The sequence below is a fragment of the Sphingomonas oligophenolica genome (assembly GCF_006438955.1).
Lineage (GTDB): Bacteria > Pseudomonadota > Alphaproteobacteria > Sphingomonadales > Sphingomonadaceae > Sphingomonas > Sphingomonas oligophenolica_A.
Window position 1 is genome coordinate 51,572 of the sequence record NZ_RCZK01000006.1, and the last position, 15,106, is coordinate 66,677.

Sequence of the window (15,106 nt, forward strand, 5' to 3'; positions counted from 1 at the left end):
TCTTGCCCCTCACCCGATAAACGCCGACACTAGCCGCAAAACAACGAGAGGACAGCCATGAACGTGGCCACCAGGATCGCGCCGACCGCAGGCCAGATGGCGCTCGCCGCAACGCTGGCGGGCGGCGGCACCCGCCGCGCCGATGCGATCACGCATGTCGACGCCGCGGTCTATACCGATCCCGCGCGCCACGCCGCCGAACAGCGCGCGATCTTTGCGTCCGCCCCGCTCGTCATCGCACCATCCGCGCTGTTGCCCGAACCTGGCATGGCGGTGCCGCACGACGGCTTCGGCAAGCCGCTGCTCGTCACCCGCGACAAGGCGGGCGTCGCGCACGTGTTCCTCAACGTCTGCCAGCATCGCGGCACCCGACTGGTCGAGGGCAGCGACGTCGTCTGCCAATCGCGGCTGGTGTGTCCCTATCACGCCTGGAGCTACACGCTCGACGGCCGCCTCACCGCACTGCCCCGCCCCGATGCGTTTCCGGGGCTCGACAAGACCGACTTAGGCCTGAAGCCGCTCCCGACCCACGAAGCGGGCGGCCTCATCTGGTTCTCGTTCGACGACGCCGCCGATTTTTCGCATCCGGAAGCGCTGGGGCATGATTTCGACGCGTTCGGCCTTGCCGGACAGTATCTCTTCCGCCGCCGCACCCACGACGTCGCCGCGAACTGGAAGCTGATCATGGACGCCTTCCTCGAAAGCTATCACGTCCAACGCCTCCACGCCGCGACGATCGGCCCGTTCTTCAAGGACGGCGTCTCGACCGGCGACAAGATCGGCCCGCATCAGCGCAGCGCGGTCGGGCGCGAGGTCGAACAGGCGGCGGTCGAGGCGGAGGACTGGCCGACGCTGCGCCGCGCGATCACCTATACCTATCAGATGTTCCCCGGCACCGTGCTCATCGTCAGCCCCGATTACGTCAACCTGATGATCCTGATGCCCCAGGCGCACGATCGCGTGCTGGTCGAGGATTTCATGCTGATCCCCGAAGCCCCCGCGTCCGACAAGGCGCTGGCACATTGGGAAAAGAGCTGGAACCTGCTCGACGGCGGGGTCTTCGCTGCGGAGGATTTCCGCGCCGCCGAACTCGGCCAGCAGGGGCTGTCGTCGGGCGCGATCGACCGGATCACGCTCGGCGCGCTCGAAACCGGGATCCGCCACTTCCACGACGAGGTCGACGCGCGGCTGTAGTCCTCCCCGCGCTCACGCCTTCTCGAACATCCGGAACCCCTGCGGCAACCGCTTCACCTTGCGTCCCGCGGCGTGCGCCTCGATCGCGTCGATCGCGCCGATCAGGTCGCGCTGGTCGTACGGCTTGATCAGGCAGCCGCGCGCAAACTCGCTGCCCTCGCCCGAAAAATGCCCGGTCACGAACATCACCGCGACGCCCCGCGCGAACGCCGCGCGCGCGACATCGACCCCCGATCCATCCGCCAGATTGACGTCGACCAGCACCAGGTCGATCGCGGTTCCCTCGTCGATCAGCGCAATCGCCTGCGCGACGCGATCGACCGTCCCCACCACGACGAAATCCTGTTCGGTCAGCAGATGCTCGGTATCGAACGCGACCAGCGGCTCGTCCTCGACGATCAGGAGTCGCACGATCGATCGCTTCTTCTTCCCGAACAACATCGCCGCCTGCCCTCGTTACGCTACCGTCCCCCTAACGCGCAGCAGGCCAATCGAGTCGCAAATATTTTCGCGTCGCGCGCCTATTCCATGTATGCGCGCGCCATGCCGCCCCCAACAGACGATAAACCGACTGGCGACACGCCAACCGACGCCAAGCCGACCGACGCCAAACCGACTGACGCCAAACCCGGCCACCGCATCGCCAAGCTGCTCGCGCGCGCGGGCGTAGCGTCGCGTCGCGAAATCGAACGGATGATCGCAGATGGCCGCGTCGCGCTCGACGGCGTCGTGCTCGATACCCCGGCGACGATCCTGCGCACGCTGGCGGGGGTCACCGTCGACGGCCAGCCCGTCGCCGCGGCGGAAGCAACGCGGCTGTTCCTCTACCACAAGCCCACCGGGCTGCTCGTCACCGAACATGATCCCGCGGGCCGCCCGACGATCTACGACCGGCTGCCGCAGGGGCTGCCCCGCCTCGTCCCCGTCGGTCGGCTCGATTTCAACACCGAAGGGCTGCTGCTCCTGACCACCGATGGCGGGCTGAAACGCCAGCTCGAACTCCCCTCGACCGGGGTCGAACGCGCGTATCGCGCGCGCACCTATGGCCGGGTGTCGCAGACCCAGCTCGAGGATCTGGCCGACGGGATCGAGATCGAGGGCATGCGCTACGGCTCGATCAACGCTAACATGGAACGCCGCACCGGCGCCAATGCGTGGATCGAGATGATCCTGACCGAAGGCAAGAACCGCGAAGTCCGCCGCGTCCTCGAACATCTCGAACTCGAGGTCAGCCGCCTGATCCGCACCCGCTATGGCCCGTTCCTGCTTGGCGACCTCGCACCCGGCGAGATCGGCGAGGTCAAGCAGAACGACCTCGTCAACTTCCGCAAATGGCTCGACAGCCCGAAGCGCGGCAACGCCGCCGACGAGCCCGTCGTCACCGTCGACGCGCGCAAACCGCCACCACGTCCCGCGACTCCGACCAGCGAACCGCAGGGCCGACTCCGCGTCGCCCGCGCGCCGCGCGCCGCGCCGGTCCGACCCCCGGCAACCCGCGATGCTCCGGCGGATCGCACGCCGCGCGACGACGCGCCGCCCAGCTTCCAGAAGCGTGGCTCGCCGCGGCCCCCGCTCGGCGCCAAACAGACCAGCCGCAGCGCCGCGGGGCGTCCCGGCGCCGCGCCGCGCCCCGAATCGTCCAACCCGCGGCCACCCACGCGGCCGACCCGCCCCACTAAAGGGCCAGCGGACGGTCGCGGTCGTCCGCCGCGGGGCAAGCGCTGATGCGCGTCATCGCGGGCGAATGGCGCGGGCGTCCGCTGGTCGCGCCCAAGGGCGACGCCACCCGCCCGACCGCGGACCGGATGCGCGAGGCGCTGTTCTCGATGCTCGCCAGCCGCCTCGGCAGCTTCGAGGATCTCGCCGTCGCCGATCTCTTCGCAGGGTCGGGCGCGCTCGGGATCGAGGCGCTGTCGCGCGGCGCGGCGTCGTGCCTGTTCGTCGAACACGACCGCGCCGCGCTCGATGCGCTGAAGGCCAATCTCGCCAAGCTTGGCGCCGCGCCGCCCGATCGCCGCGCCGACGTCCGCGCCACGTCGGTGATGGCGCTCGGCCACGCGCCCGCGCCACTCGACGTCATCATGATGGACCCGCCCTATGGCTCGGGCGCGGGCGTCGTCGCGCTCGACAAGCTCGCGCGGCTCGGCTGGATTGGCCCGGCGACCTGGGTCAGCATCGAAACCGCCAAGCCCGAAGAGGTGATCCTCCCTGGCTTCGCGATCGACGCCACCCGCGTCCACGGCAAGGCGCGCCTCACCCTGCTGCACCGCGCCGACTGACGCGCCCGCGCGCGCGCGGGCGCGATAAACGTCAGATCAATCATACCCTAAACCATTCGCCCTGAGCTTGTCGAAGGGCGGTGAGTCTCACCGTGCTTCGACAAGCTCAGCACGAACGAGTGAAGTGAGGTCGCCGCGCCCAATACGGCGGCGTCAAATCCCCGCGGCGCGAACCACGGCCAGCAGCACCCAGTACAACCCGCCCGACAACAGCATCGCGGCGGGAAGCGTCAGCAGCCACGCCAGCGCCATGTGGAACATGGTGCGGCGCTGGAGCCCCGCGCCGTTGGCGACCGCCGCGCCCGCGACGCCCGAGGTCAGGATCTGCGTGGTCGATACCGGCAAGCCCAGCCGTTCGGCGATCAGGATCATCGCCGCCGCGGTCAATTCGGCCGATGCGCCCATGCCATAGGTCAGGTGGGTCTTCCCGATCCGTTCACCGACGGTGACGACGATCCGCTTCCACCCCACCATCGTGCCGAGCCCCATCGCCAGCGCGACCGTGATCTTGACCCACAGCGGGATGAATCGCGTACCCTGTTGCAGCTGTCCGGAATACGCCTTCAACGCCGCGGTCTCGGGCGCGGTCAAGGTCGCCTTCGCGGTGTCGTTCGCCAGCATCAGCTTGGTCGTGTCGAGCACCAGATACATGTCGTTGCGCAGGTTGGGGGTCGCCGCCGCGGGCACCTTGCTCAGCGCGCCATAACCACCGATTCGCTGGCCGAGGTCGTTCGAAATCGCCGCCAGCCCGCCGAATACGGCTGGGGTCGCGACCCGCTTGGTCTGGAGCGCGCGGGTCACGGTCGTCCGTGCCGCGGCGAGATTCGCAGGCGCCGTCCCGTGCGCCGCGAAGGCGGAGACCGCGGCGTTCGCGGTCTGGACAAAGGCGGGGGTCGCGCTGTCGGGGACGGTGCGGTTGAGCGCATAGGCGGTGGGTGCGCAGCCGATCAAGATCAGCATGATCAGCCCCATCCCCTTCTGCCCGTCGTTGCCGCCATGCGCGAAGCTCACCGCGGTGCAGGTGAAGATCAGCAGCGCACGGATGCCCTTGGGCGGCGGCGCGTCGGTGGCGGGCTCGCGGTACAGCTTGGGATCGCGGATCAGCTTCTTCATCGTGTACAGCAGCAGCAGCGCGCCGATGAAACCGAGTACGGGTGCCATCAGCAGCCCGCTCAGCACCTTCTCCGCCTGGCCCCATTCGACCCCCGCGGTGCCGCTGGCGCCGTTGATCAGCTGGTTGGCGAGTCCCACCCCCAGGATCGACCCGATCAGCGCGTGGCTCGACGAATTGGGAATCCCGACATACCAGGTCGCGAGATTCCACAGCACCGCCGCGATCAGCAACGCGAAGATCATCGCGAACCCGGCAGCGCTGCCGATGTGCAGGATCAGGTCGACCGGCAACAACGTGATGATCGAATAGGCGACCGCGCCGCTCGAGAACATCACGCCCGCGAAATTCCACACCCCCGACCACACCACCGCGACCACCGGCGACATCGAATTGGTGTAGATCACGGTCGCGACCGCGTTGGCGGTGTCGTGGAAGCCGTTGACGAATTCGAACCCCAGCGCGATCACCAGCGCCAGCCCGAGGAACAGGAACACCCCCGTCGCCATCTGTTCGCCGACCATCGCGGTGTCGCTCGCGATGCTGATTCCGGCATAGCCGAGCCCGCCGATCATCAGCGCCAGAAACGCCCATCGCCCCGCGGGATGCACCGCGCCATCGAGCCGAGGGCCACGCGCAGGCGATAGCGATTCGCTGCCTGTCAAAGCTGTGGATGCCATGCGCATCGCTCTCGCGGATTTACGTGACGGTTTCGTGACAGCGGGCCGCGCGCTTGCCCCCCGCACTCGCGTTCCCTACCTGTTCACCGGTGACCGACACCAACCTGCAAGACCCGCCCTACCTCGCCGGGCTCAACCCGCCCCAGCGCGAGGCGGTGCTGACCACCGATGGCCCCGTCCTCGTCCTCGCGGGCGCGGGCACGGGCAAGACCGCGGCGCTCACCGCGCGGCTCGCGCACCTGCTGTGGACCCGCAAGGCGTATCCCTCCGAAATCCTCAGCGTCACCTTCACCAACAAGGCCGCGCGCGAGATGCGCCTGCGCGTCGGCAAGCTCGTCGGCGATGTCGTCGAGGGGATGCCCTGGCTCGGCACCTTCCACGCGATCGGCGCCAAGATGCTGCGCCGTCACGCCGAGCTCGTCGGGCTGCAATCGAACTTCACGATCCTCGACACCGACGACCAGCTCCGCCTGATCAAACAGCTCATCCAGGCCGCCGACCTCGACGAGAAACGCTGGCCGGCGAGGCAAGCCGCGGGGCTGATCGACGACTGGAAGAACCGTGGGCTCGTCCCCGCCGACATCGATGCGGGCGAAAGCGAACGCTATGCCAACGGGCGCGGCGGCGAGCTCTATGCCGCGTATCAAACCCGCCTCAGGGCGCTCAACGCCTGCGACTTCGGCGACCTGCTGCTCCACATGCTCGTGATCCTGAAGACCCACCGGGATGTGCTCGAACATTATCAGCAGCGCTTTCGCTACATCATGGTCGACGAATATCAGGACACCAATTCGGTCCAGTATCTCTGGCTCCGCCTCCTCGCGCAGCAGCACCGCAACCTGTGCTGCGTCGGCGACGACGACCAGTCGATCTACAGCTGGCGCGGCGCGCAGGTCGAAAACATCCTGAAGTTCGAAAAGGATTTCCCCGGCGCCACAATCGTCCGCCTCGAACAGAATTATCGCAGCACCCCGCACATCCTCGCCGCCGCCAGCGGCGTCATCGCCAACAACGGCGGTCGCCTCGGCAAGGAATTATGGACCGCGCTCAGCGACGGCGAAAAGGTCAAGGTCGTCGGCGTCTGGGACGGGCCCGAGGAAGCGCGCCGCGTCGGCGACGAAATCGAAACCACGCGGCGCAACGGCAAGTCTTTGGACGACGTCGCGATCCTCGTCCGCGCCCAGCACCAGACCCGCGAGTTCGAGGATCGCTTCATCGCGATCGGGATGCCCTACAAGATCGTCGGCGGCTTCCGCTTCTACGAACGCGCCGAAATCCGCGACGCGCTCGCCTACCTGCGCGTCGTCAACCAGCCCGCCGACGACCTCGCCTTCGAACGCATCGTCAACGTCCCCAAGCGGGGCTTGGGCGACAAGGCGGTCGCCAAGGTTCACCAACTCGCCCGCGCCGAAGGCGTCCCCCTGATGACCGCCGCCGCGCGCATCCTCGACACCGACGAGCTCACCCCCCAGGCCCGCCGCGCGCTCGGCAACCTCGTCGGCGACATCGCGCGCTGGCGCGACATGGCGCGCGACATGCCCCACGCCGAACTCGCCCGCCAGCTGCTCGACGAGAGCGGCTACACCGCGATGTACCAGGCCGAAAAATCCGCTGACGCCGCAGGTCGCCTCGAAAACCTCAGCGAACTCGTCCGCGCGATGGAGGAATATGACACGCTCGGCGCGTTCCTCGAACACGTCAGCCTCGTCATGGACAACGAGGGCGCGCGCGACGACCCCAAGGTCACGATCATGACGATCCACGCCGCCAAGGGCCTCGAATTCGACACCGTCTTCCTCGTCGGGTGGGAGGAAGGCCTGTTCCCCTCGCAACGCGCGCTCGACGAAGGCGGCACCCGCAGCCTCGAGGAGGAACGCCGCCTCGCCTATGTCGCGATCACCCGCGCGCGCCGACAGGCGGTCATCATCCACGCCGCCAATCGCCGCATCTATGGCCAGTGGACCAGCAGCATTCCGTCACGCTTCGTCGGCGAACTCCCCGACGCGCACATCGACAGCGAGACGACGATGTCGGGCGGCGCCAGCCTGTGGCAAGCCAACTGGTCCGAACGCGCCGACCCCTTCGCCGACGTGGCGCGCGGCACTGGTCGCGGCCCCGGCTGGCAACGCGCCGCGGGCGCGACGAGCAGCTTCACCACCAAACCCGCCCGCATCGTCGAAAGCCGCGCCAGCGCGGTCAGCCTCGGCAACAAGGGCCGCGACGATCTGTCGGTCGGGATGCGCATCTTCCACCAGAAATTCGGCTACGGCGAGATTGCGGAAATCGAAGGCAACAAGCTCGAGATCGACTTCGAGGCGGCGGGGCGCAAGCGGGTGATGGATTCGTTTGTGACGGTGAGTTAGAGTGAGCCTGTTACAGATATACGGGGGCAGTACAGGTGTTCTGGGATGGAATTTACGCAGCCTATATGACTGGCGCAGATGGACAGGGCTTTGCCATGTTTATTTTTGACAGTGGACGGTTTGTAGGAGCGGACCCCCTTGGGGTGCGATTTGCTGGCGAATACTCTGTAGACACAGACCATGTACTTTCTGGAATAATTTCTGTCACGGTTCCGCCCAATGGCACTGTAATTCAGGGCGTCTCGACCGGATCGGCTGGTTTCAAATATGAAGTCGCTGTTCGCCTCACGAGCGAGATGGCCAAAGGAGATTTCTTTCCTCTTTCTACGCCGCTCGGAGACGTAAATGTTCGTCTAGAGCGATTGACTGGACTGGACGGGCTAAGGTGAGTGCATGGGTAGATCCATCGGTCATTGCAGCGTCGTTGAGTGCGGTCGCAGCGATAGCGGCGGCGGTGGCAACCTGGCGTGGGCCACTCGCTGCGGCTAAAATGGTGAAGCGCTGAGGCAGCAGTCCGCCGACGCGCAGGAAGCCCGACGTATAAAGCTGAACGTATTCGCCGCGATCATGCAAGAACGCGCAGAAATATCCGCCGAGGATTCTGTTCGAGCGCTAAACTTGATCGATCTAGCGTATAGCGACTCGCTTTCTGTGCGAGAAGCTTGGGCAGAACTTTACCAAGCTCTCAATACGGCACCACTCTTGAACCATGTCGTAGACGAACGACTACGTAGACTGCTGAGAGAGATGGCTTCAGACCTTGGGCTGACCCCCAAGCTGCGGCAAGACGATTTTGGCCGCGTTTACTTTCCTACTGCACTGGCAGAAGATCGAAATGTCCGCCGCCTTGAGCGAAGTGCTGCTCTTGCTAGGTTAACAGCATCGACCTCACCTGCTTCTGGCGAAGGTATTGAGACGGGCCAAGACAAGTGGCCGCCAAAGCCACCCCCATCCGCCTAGCTCAAGCCGCCACCCGCTCCACCTTAATCGCCCCCTCCCGCTCACGCGCCACCGCCAGGTCATGCGCCGCCTGCATCCGCATCAGCGTCTCGGCGCGCACGCCGAACGCCTTTTCGAACCGGATCGCCATCTCCGCCGACAGCCCCGCACGCCCGCCGAGCAGATTGCTCATCGCCTGTCGCGTGACGCGCAGTTTCGCCGCTGCCTCGGTGACGTTCAGCCCATGCGGCTCAACGAGTTCGGCGCGCAGCCATGGGCCGGGGTGGACCGCGAAACTGGGATGAAGCGTGATCGCCATCAGTGATAATCCTCCAGGTCCAAATCCTCGATCGCGCCCGCGCCGGTCACGCGAAACGTCATCCGCCAGTTTTTCGTCACCGTCAGCGACCAGCTTCCCGCACGATCGCCGGTGAGCACATGCGCCCCGAAGTTCGGCGGCACCTTCAATTCGTCGGCGGCGTCGATCGCCACGAGATACGCCAGCATGTTGCGCAGCCGGTCGATCAGATTGCCCGGCAAGCCTTTCGCCCTGCCCGCCTCGGCAAAGGATCGCAGCGCTTTGTGACGAATGCTCTCGATCTCCACAGAACTTAGCTAGTCATGGATCTTCAAAGTGTCAAGCGTCGATTTACACGCGACACGGCTCTTATCATCACCGGATTGTTGGAGAACGCCCGCTCTCCGCACCCCACATCGCCGCCATGACCCAGATCCCCTTCACCCCTGTCCCCAGCCGCACCAACCGCCACGACGGCTGGACCCCGGAGCGCCAGCGCGGCTTCATCGCGGCACTCGCGCAGCTCGGTTTCGTCTCTGCCGCCGCGGCGCAGGTCGGCAAATCGGCCAAGTCCGCCTATGCGCTACGCTCCCGCGCGGGTGCCGAGAGCTTCGCCGCCGCCTGGGACGAGGCGGTTGCCGCCGGGTGTTTCCGCGCCACGACGCTGGCAGTGGATCGCGCGGTCAAGGGCGTCGCGGTGCCGGTGTTCTACCGCGGGCTCCAGGCCGGCGAACGCCGCGTCTACGACGACCGCCTGCTCATCGCCGCGCTCCGCCGCTTCAAACCCGATGTCTACGGGAGCGCAATCGAGGACGACGCGCGGTGATGCCACTCGGTTCGTCGCACTTTCGCACGTGACGTCCCCTTACCTTCGTTACCTTTGCGCGGGTTTCCGCGCGAAGGGCCAGTCGACGATTCCGCTCGCCCACAGCGCCCACCACACGATCACCGGCTGCAACAGCAACCGCGGCAGGTGATACCCCAGCCCCAGCCCGGTGCCATGCCCCAGGTCGATGATCGCGTGCTGGATGTTGGCGGGGTACACGCCCACCGCATAGGCCGCGAGCGCCCAGCCCGCGGCGCGGCGGAACCGCACCGTCATCAGCGCCACCGCGCCCGCCAGCTCGCACAGACCGGTCAGGATCACGACCAGCTGCGGGTTGGGCACCCAGGCGGGGACGATCCGCACCATCGCCGCGGTGGTGACGAGATGCGCGACCCCCGCGACCCCGTAGAAGGCGATCAGCAACCACCGCGCGATGGTCCGCCCGCGACCTTCGTCATGCCTATCCATCGATCCGCGCTCCCTCATCCGCACCACCCTGCGCGCGTGGGCGGCGCGACGCCAGCCCGCCGTTCAGGAACGATATCGTTTCACGCTCGTATCGCCCTCACACGGCCCGATTGCCGGGCCACCGAGAGGATCGACGCCATGAAACTCACCCATCTGCTCGCCGCGACGCTCGCGGTATCGACGGTCGGCACCGGTTTTGCCGGTCCCGCCTTTGCCCAGTCCGCGCAACAGGACGCGCGCTTCGCCCAGGCGCAGGCGCGGTTCGATCGCGAATATCAAATCTACAAGCAGGAGGTCGACCGCTATCAGGCGACGCGCGACAACGGTGCCACCTATCGCGATCCCGCGTATCGCGATCCGTATAACGACAATGGGCGGCGCGAAGCCCCCGACGTCTACAATAACGGCAGCAGCTACGGCGACGACCGCGACGAGGGCAATTACGACCCGTCGCGCTACTATCGCCCCGGCACCAATTATCAGGAGCGCACGCTGAGCGCGAACGAGCGCGTCTATGCGGGCTCGAACGGCCAATATTATTGCAAGCGCTCGGATGGCACCACCGGGCTGATCATCGGCGCGGCGGGCGGCGGCGTCCTCGGCAACATCATCGACGGCGGCCATTCGCGCGCGGTCGGCACGTTGCTCGGCGCGGCGGTCGGCGGCTTGGCGGGGCGTGCGGTCGATCAGAACAACAGCCAGGTCCGCTGCCGCTGATCGATGATGGATGATGACGGGCGGGGCCGCGCGGCCTCGCCCACGCGATCAACGTTCGACCGCCATCACCGTCTCGTCGGCATATTTGGCATCACCGGGCTTGAACAGCCCGTTGACCGAAAACGTGCGCGGGGTCAGCCGGATCGCGCTCAGCCCCGCCACCTTGAACGTGCCGAGCTTGATCTCCTTGGGCGGGCGCCCGTCGCGCGCGAGCGTGACCGCATCGATGTGGAGATCGCCGTGCTTGGTGTAGAGTATGTGCGGCGCCAGCGTCATCTCGACGCGGTTATACGTCGCCGCGATCGCTACCTTGCGCACGATCGCCTCCAGGATGATCGGCGTCACGCTCGCGGTGGTCATGGTTAGGGTATCGGCCATACCGCCTATGTAGCCTCTCCATGCTGCGCCGCAACACCGAACCCGCCCGGCGCGGTCATTTTGCGGCAGGCCCCACCAGCTTCTGCGCGAAATAGGTCATCTGCAACGCCTGCAGCCGCGCGCCCTGCTCGATGTCCGCATCGCCCGAATGGCCGCCCGCGGTGTCTTCGTAGAACAGATACGGCAGCCCATATTCCTTCATCCGCGCCGCGAACTTGCGCGCGTGCTGCGGCCCGACCCGGTCGTCCTTGGTCGTCGTCCAGATATAGGGCTCGGGATACGCCACCCCCTTCTTCAGATTCTGGTACGGCGAAATCGTCTCGAGGAACGCTTTCTCCGCGGGCACGCTCACCGATCCATATTCGTCGACCCACGACGCCCCCGCCGCGATCTGTTCGTAGCGGATCATGTCGAGCAGCGGCACCTGGATCGTCACCGCCTTCCACAGATCGGGATGTTGGTTGAACTCCACCCCCATCAGCAACCCGCCGTTCGATCCGCCATAGATGCCCAGCTTGGCGGGACTGGTCAGCTTGCGGGCGAACAGGTCCTTCGCGACGCTGGCGAAATCGTCGTAGATCACCTGCCGCTTGGTCTTGCGCCCCGCATCGTGCCACGCCGGCCCGAACTCGCCGCCACCGCGGATATTGGCAAGGACATAGCTGCCGCCGCGTTCGAGCCACAGCTTGCCGGTGATCGCCGAATAGCCCGGCGTCATCGACACCTCGAACCCGCCATAGGCGGTCATGATCGTCGGCGTCGTCCCATCGAGCGTGATGCCCTTCTTGTGGACGATGAAATACGGCACCTTGGTGCCGTCGGTCGAGGTCGCCTCGAACTGCTCGACCACAAGGTTGGACGCATCGAATTTCGCGGGCAAGGTCTTGATCGTCCGGGGTTCTGCCGCACTCGCGGCATCGAGCGACAACAGCGACGTCGGGGTCAGGAACCCGGTGACGGTCATGTACGCGTGATCGGACCGATCGTCGGTGCTCGCGACCCCGATGCTGGCATTGTCGGGCAACGCCAGCGGCCGGCTGGTCCACCCATTTGCGCCGTGGTCGAACACCATCGCGCGACCACGGACGTTGTCGGTGATCGTCACGATCAGCCGGTCGCGCGTGTCCGCCGCGCTCTCGACCGACTGGCGCGCGTTGGGCGCGAAGATCAGCGTCGGCTTCAACACCCCGCGCTCGACCTCGGCGAGCGGCGCCGACGCGATCGCGCCGGTCGGGATTGCGCCCCACGGATCGCTCGTCGAAAAGATCACCTGGCCATCGACGATCGCGCTCGGGAAGGTGCGGTCGGGCAAGTCGAGCTTGGTCACGCCCGTGGGCGTCCACACCAATTTGTCCGCGCCGAAGAAGGTTTTGCGGCGCTGAATCACGACCAGCCGATGGCCCTTGGCGTCGGTCAGCACGCTCGCCGCGGTGCCGCCCTGGTCGCTTGCCTCGCCGCGATACACTTCGGTTGCCTGGTCGAGCGGCTGCCCACGCGTCACCTGTTTCATCACGAACGCATAGCCCGACTGCGTCGTCGTCCCCCCGCCCCAGTCGCGCGCGACGAGCAGCGTGTCCTGGTCGATCCACGCTGCATTCTGCTTCGATTTGGGGAGCAGGAATCCGCCCGCAACGAATCGGCCGGTGCCGAGGTCGAACTCGCGATACGTCACCGCATCCTCGCCGCCTTCGGAGAGCGCGACCAGGCACTGTCGATCCTCGGGGTGCAGGCACGTCGCACCCTTGAACACCCACTGCCTGCCCTCGGCCTTGCCCAGCGCATCCATGTCGAGCGCAGTGGTCCAGTGCGGCGTCGCCGACGCGTAGTCCGTCTCGCTGGTCCAGCGCCAGATGCCGTGCGGATGATCCGCATCGCGCCAGAAATTATAGACCCGCCCGAACCTTTGGTCGGGCATCGGGATCCGGTCTTTCGCCGACGCGATCGCGAGCGCCTCCTGATAGAAGGTGTCGTAGCGCGGATCGTTCTGGAGCCGCGGCAGCGTCTGGGCATTCTCCGCCTCGACCCAGGCCAGCGCCTTCGCGCCATCCTTGTCCTCGAGCCAGATATAGGGATCGGTCGCATCGACGGGCTTGGTCATCGCTGCCGTCTGCGCGAAGGCCGACGTCCCCGCAAGCATCCCCGCCGTCACCGCAAGCATCAGTTTCCGCATTTAATACCCCCTTTTCCGTCACCCCGGACTTGGGCTCCCATCAAAGTAATTACTTTGATGGGCACCCTTGTTCCGGGGGGCATCGGCTCGCATGAGCAACCGATGGTGAGTGTGCGGCACCATGGACCCCGGAACAAGTCCGGGGTGACGATTAGAATTGGGTTTATGCAGGACGGCCTCCCCCTCCCTCGGCGCTTCTACGCGATCGGCGCGATCAGCTTTGGCACTGCGCTCATCATCATCGACGGCGGTGTCGCCAACGTCGCGCTGCCCACGATCGCGCGCGACCTCCATGTCGGGTCGAGCGCGGTCGTCTCGATCGTCACCATCTACCAACTGACGCTGGTGATGCTGATGCTCCCCTTCGCCGCGCTCGGCGAACGGATCGGGCTCAAGCGGATGTATCAATTGGGGCAGCTCGTCTTCACCATCGCCACGCTGCTGTGCTTCTTCGCCAAGAGTCTGCCCTTCCTCCTGATCGTCCGCGCGGCGCAGGCGATCGGTGCGGCGGCGGCACTCAGCCTGTCGTCCGCGCTGCTCCGCCAGATATACCCCTCGAAGCAATTGGGACGGGGGCTCGGGATCAACTCGGTCGTCGTCACCAGTGCCGCCGCCGCCGCCCCGACGCTCGGCGGGCTCGTGCTCGCGATCGCGCCATGGCCGTGGGTGTTCGCCAGCGCGATTCCCTTCGCGCTGATGTCGCTCGCGCTGGGCTTCGCGCTCCCCAACCCGGCCCCGCGCGACGAACCCTTCGATGTCGTCGGCGCGGTGATGTGCGCGGCGATGTTCGGGCTCATCATCGGCGGCCTGGAAAGCGCGGTCCACGGCAACAGCCCCGTGATCTCCGCCGCGATCGTCGGGCTGGGCCTCTTCGTCGCGACCAAGTTCGTCCAGCGCGAACGCGGCGAGGCCAAGCCGATCCTCCCGATCGACCTGCTCGCGCAGCCGGTGCTGGCGCTGTCGGTCATCGGCGCGTTCGCCGCCTTCACCGCATCGATGACGCTCCTGATCTCGACTCCGTTCCGGCTTCACGATCTGGGCTTTACCGCGGCGGAGATCGGGGCCGCGATCGCGCCGTGGCCGCTCACCAACATGGTCGTCGCGCCGCTCGCGGGCTGGCTGTCGGATCGGATCCCGGCGGGGGTGCTCGGCGGCGTCGGGATGGCGATCTCGATCACCGCGCTGACGCTGCTCGCGACGATGCCCGCCGACCCCAGCTATTTCCAGATCGCGTGGCGGATGGCGCTGTGCGGATCGGGGTTCGGCATCTTCCTCCCCCCCAACGCGCGCCTGATCATCGGCAGCGCGCCGCGCGAACGCGCCGCCGCCGCGGGCGGGCTGGTCAGCACTGTCCGCCTCGTCGGCCAGACCACCGGCGCAACGCTCGTCGCGGCGCTACTCGCGCTCGGGGTCGGCGCGGGCAACGTGCCGCCGATGGTCGCAGCGGGTCTCGCGCTCATCGCGGGTGTTTGCAGCCTCGCCCGCCTGCGCCCCTCGATCCGCAACCCCAGCCAAGCGGAAACCCGCGACGACATCCCGACGCTGCGCCAGACGCGATAGGGTCGTGTTCACCGAGGTCGAACGATCCTTCCGTTCGCCCTGAGCCTGTCGAAGGGCGCTTCCCAGGGGGAAGGCCTACGTGCGGATAGCAGGGCTTCGACAGGCTCAGCCCGAACGGACTTG

At 66.6% G+C, this 15,106-nt stretch carries 15 protein-coding genes; 8 read left to right on the forward strand and 7 right to left on the reverse strand.

Features of this window, described 5'->3' with window-relative positions:
• Positions 1–57: 57 nt before the first annotated feature.
• A complete protein-coding gene (locus EAH84_RS08990; RefSeq protein ID WP_140870890.1) occupies positions 58–1,194 on the forward strand; it encodes an aromatic ring-hydroxylating oxygenase subunit alpha in 1,137 nt (378 codons plus the stop codon).
• A 12-nt stretch (positions 1,195–1,206) separates the two neighbouring features.
• On the opposite strand, the gene EAH84_RS08995 is transcribed toward EAH84_RS08990, so the two are convergent.
• Entirely contained in the window at positions 1,207–1,605 is a 399-nt protein-coding gene (locus EAH84_RS08995) for a response regulator (RefSeq protein ID WP_338326033.1), read from the reverse strand.
• Positions 1,606–1,737: 132 nt separating this feature from the next.
• On the opposite strand from EAH84_RS08995, the gene EAH84_RS09000 reads away from it, so the two are divergent.
• Entirely contained in the window at positions 1,738–2,919 is a 1,182-nt protein-coding gene (locus EAH84_RS09000) for a pseudouridine synthase (RefSeq protein WP_140870896.1), read from the forward strand.
• A complete protein-coding gene (rsmD, locus tag EAH84_RS09005) occupies positions 2,919–3,473 on the forward strand; it encodes a 16S rRNA (guanine(966)-N(2))-methyltransferase RsmD (protein ID WP_140870898.1) in 555 nt (184 codons plus the stop codon). The genes EAH84_RS09000 and rsmD overlap by 1 nt, the downstream gene beginning before the upstream one ends.
• Positions 3,474–3,626: 153 nt before the next feature.
• Here the strand turns inward: rsmD and EAH84_RS09010 are convergent, their stop codons facing one another.
• Positions 3,627–5,264, reverse strand: a complete 1,638-nt coding sequence (locus EAH84_RS09010) for an inorganic phosphate transporter (RefSeq protein WP_140870901.1) — start codon at positions 5,262–5,264, stop codon at positions 3,627–3,629.
• 89 nt (positions 5,265–5,353) lie between these two features.
• Between EAH84_RS09010 and EAH84_RS09015 the strand changes: the two genes are divergently transcribed.
• Positions 5,354–7,627 (forward strand): ATP-dependent helicase, encoded by a 2,274-nt coding sequence (locus EAH84_RS09015; protein WP_140870904.1) that lies wholly within the window; start codon positions 5,354–5,356, stop codon positions 7,625–7,627.
• 501 nt (positions 7,628–8,128) lie between these two features.
• The gene (locus EAH84_RS16615) at positions 8,129–8,587 is read left to right on the forward strand and encodes a DUF6680 family protein (RefSeq protein WP_425326454.1); all 459 of its coding nucleotides are present in this window, start codon (positions 8,129–8,131) and stop codon (positions 8,585–8,587) included.
• A 1-nt stretch (position 8,588) separates the two neighbouring features.
• Here EAH84_RS16615 and EAH84_RS09020 read toward each other — a convergent pair whose 3' ends face one another.
• A complete protein-coding gene (locus tag EAH84_RS09020) occupies positions 8,589–8,885 on the reverse strand; it encodes a HigA family addiction module antitoxin (RefSeq protein WP_140870907.1) in 297 nt (98 codons plus the stop codon).
• Complete coding sequence (locus EAH84_RS09025) at positions 8,885–9,172, reverse strand: type II toxin-antitoxin system RelE/ParE family toxin (RefSeq protein WP_140870909.1); 288 nt, start codon at positions 9,170–9,172, stop codon at positions 8,885–8,887. The genes EAH84_RS09020 and EAH84_RS09025 overlap by 1 nt, the downstream gene beginning before the upstream one ends.
• 116 nt (positions 9,173–9,288) lie before the next feature.
• Here EAH84_RS09025 and EAH84_RS09030 point away from each other — a divergent pair, with 116 nt between their 5' ends.
• Positions 9,289–9,690 carry a hypothetical protein gene (locus tag EAH84_RS09030; RefSeq protein WP_140870912.1) on the forward strand — a complete coding sequence of 134 codons (402 nt, stop codon included), beginning with the start codon at positions 9,289–9,291 and terminating at the stop codon, positions 9,688–9,690.
• 48 nt (positions 9,691–9,738) lie between these two features.
• Here the strand turns inward: EAH84_RS09030 and EAH84_RS09035 are convergent, their stop codons facing one another.
• Complete coding sequence (locus EAH84_RS09035; protein WP_140870915.1) at positions 9,739–10,158, reverse strand: DoxX family protein; 420 nt, start codon at positions 10,156–10,158, stop codon at positions 9,739–9,741.
• Positions 10,159–10,296: 138 nt separating this feature from the next.
• Between EAH84_RS09035 and EAH84_RS09040 the strand changes: the two genes are divergently transcribed.
• Positions 10,297–10,875, forward strand: coding sequence for a glycine zipper 2TM domain-containing protein (locus tag EAH84_RS09040; RefSeq protein WP_140870917.1), 579 nt, complete (start codon positions 10,297–10,299; stop codon positions 10,873–10,875).
• A 48-nt stretch (positions 10,876–10,923) separates the two neighbouring features.
• On the opposite strand, the gene EAH84_RS09045 is transcribed toward EAH84_RS09040, so the two are convergent.
• Together EAH84_RS09045 and EAH84_RS09050 are read right to left on the reverse strand one after the other, a co-directional pair.
• Entirely contained in the window at positions 10,924–11,253 is a 330-nt protein-coding gene (locus EAH84_RS09045) for a hypothetical protein (protein ID WP_241656523.1), read from the reverse strand.
• A 55-nt stretch (positions 11,254–11,308) separates the two neighbouring features.
• The gene (locus EAH84_RS09050) at positions 11,309–13,423 is read right to left on the reverse strand and encodes a prolyl oligopeptidase family serine peptidase (RefSeq protein WP_140870919.1); all 2,115 of its coding nucleotides are present in this window, start codon (positions 13,421–13,423) and stop codon (positions 11,309–11,311) included.
• Positions 13,424–13,588: 165 nt separating this feature from the next.
• On the opposite strand from EAH84_RS09050, the gene EAH84_RS09055 reads away from it, so the two are divergent.
• On the forward strand, positions 13,589–14,983 hold the full coding sequence (locus EAH84_RS09055) for an MFS transporter (protein WP_140870922.1): 1,395 nt from the start codon (positions 13,589–13,591) through the stop codon (positions 14,981–14,983).
• Positions 14,984–15,106 lie beyond the last annotated feature (123 nt).

Excerpts from the sequence above, each read along its gene's own strand:
- EAH84_RS08990 (WP_140870890.1), top strand. The coding sequence starts at position 58 with ATGAACGTGGCCACCAGGATCGCGCCGACCGCAGGCCAGATGGCGCTC.
- EAH84_RS09000 (WP_140870896.1), top strand. The coding sequence starts at position 1,738 with ATGCCGCCCCCAACAGACGATAAACCGACTGGCGACACGCCAACCGAC.
- rsmD (WP_140870898.1), top strand. The coding sequence starts at position 2,919 with ATGCGCGTCATCGCGGGCGAATGGCGCGGGCGTCCGCTGGTCGCGCCC.
- EAH84_RS09010 (WP_140870901.1), bottom strand. The coding sequence starts at position 5,264 with ATGGCATCCACAGCTTTGACAGGCAGCGAATCGCTATCGCCTGCGCGT.
- EAH84_RS09020 (WP_140870907.1), bottom strand. The coding sequence starts at position 8,885 with ATGGCGATCACGCTTCATCCCAGTTTCGCGGTCCACCCCGGCCCATGG.
- EAH84_RS09030 (WP_140870912.1), top strand. The coding sequence starts at position 9,289 with ATGACCCAGATCCCCTTCACCCCTGTCCCCAGCCGCACCAACCGCCAC.
- EAH84_RS09035 (WP_140870915.1), bottom strand. The coding sequence starts at position 10,158 with ATGGATAGGCATGACGAAGGTCGCGGGCGGACCATCGCGCGGTGGTTG.
- EAH84_RS09040 (WP_140870917.1), top strand. The coding sequence starts at position 10,297 with ATGAAACTCACCCATCTGCTCGCCGCGACGCTCGCGGTATCGACGGTC.
- EAH84_RS09045 (WP_241656523.1), bottom strand. The coding sequence starts at position 11,253 with ATGGCCGATACCCTAACCATGACCACCGCGAGCGTGACGCCGATCATC.
- EAH84_RS09050 (WP_140870919.1), bottom strand. The coding sequence starts at position 13,423 with ATGCGGAAACTGATGCTTGCGGTGACGGCGGGGATGCTTGCGGGGACG.
- EAH84_RS09055 (WP_140870922.1), top strand. The coding sequence starts at position 13,589 with ATGCAGGACGGCCTCCCCCTCCCTCGGCGCTTCTACGCGATCGGCGCG.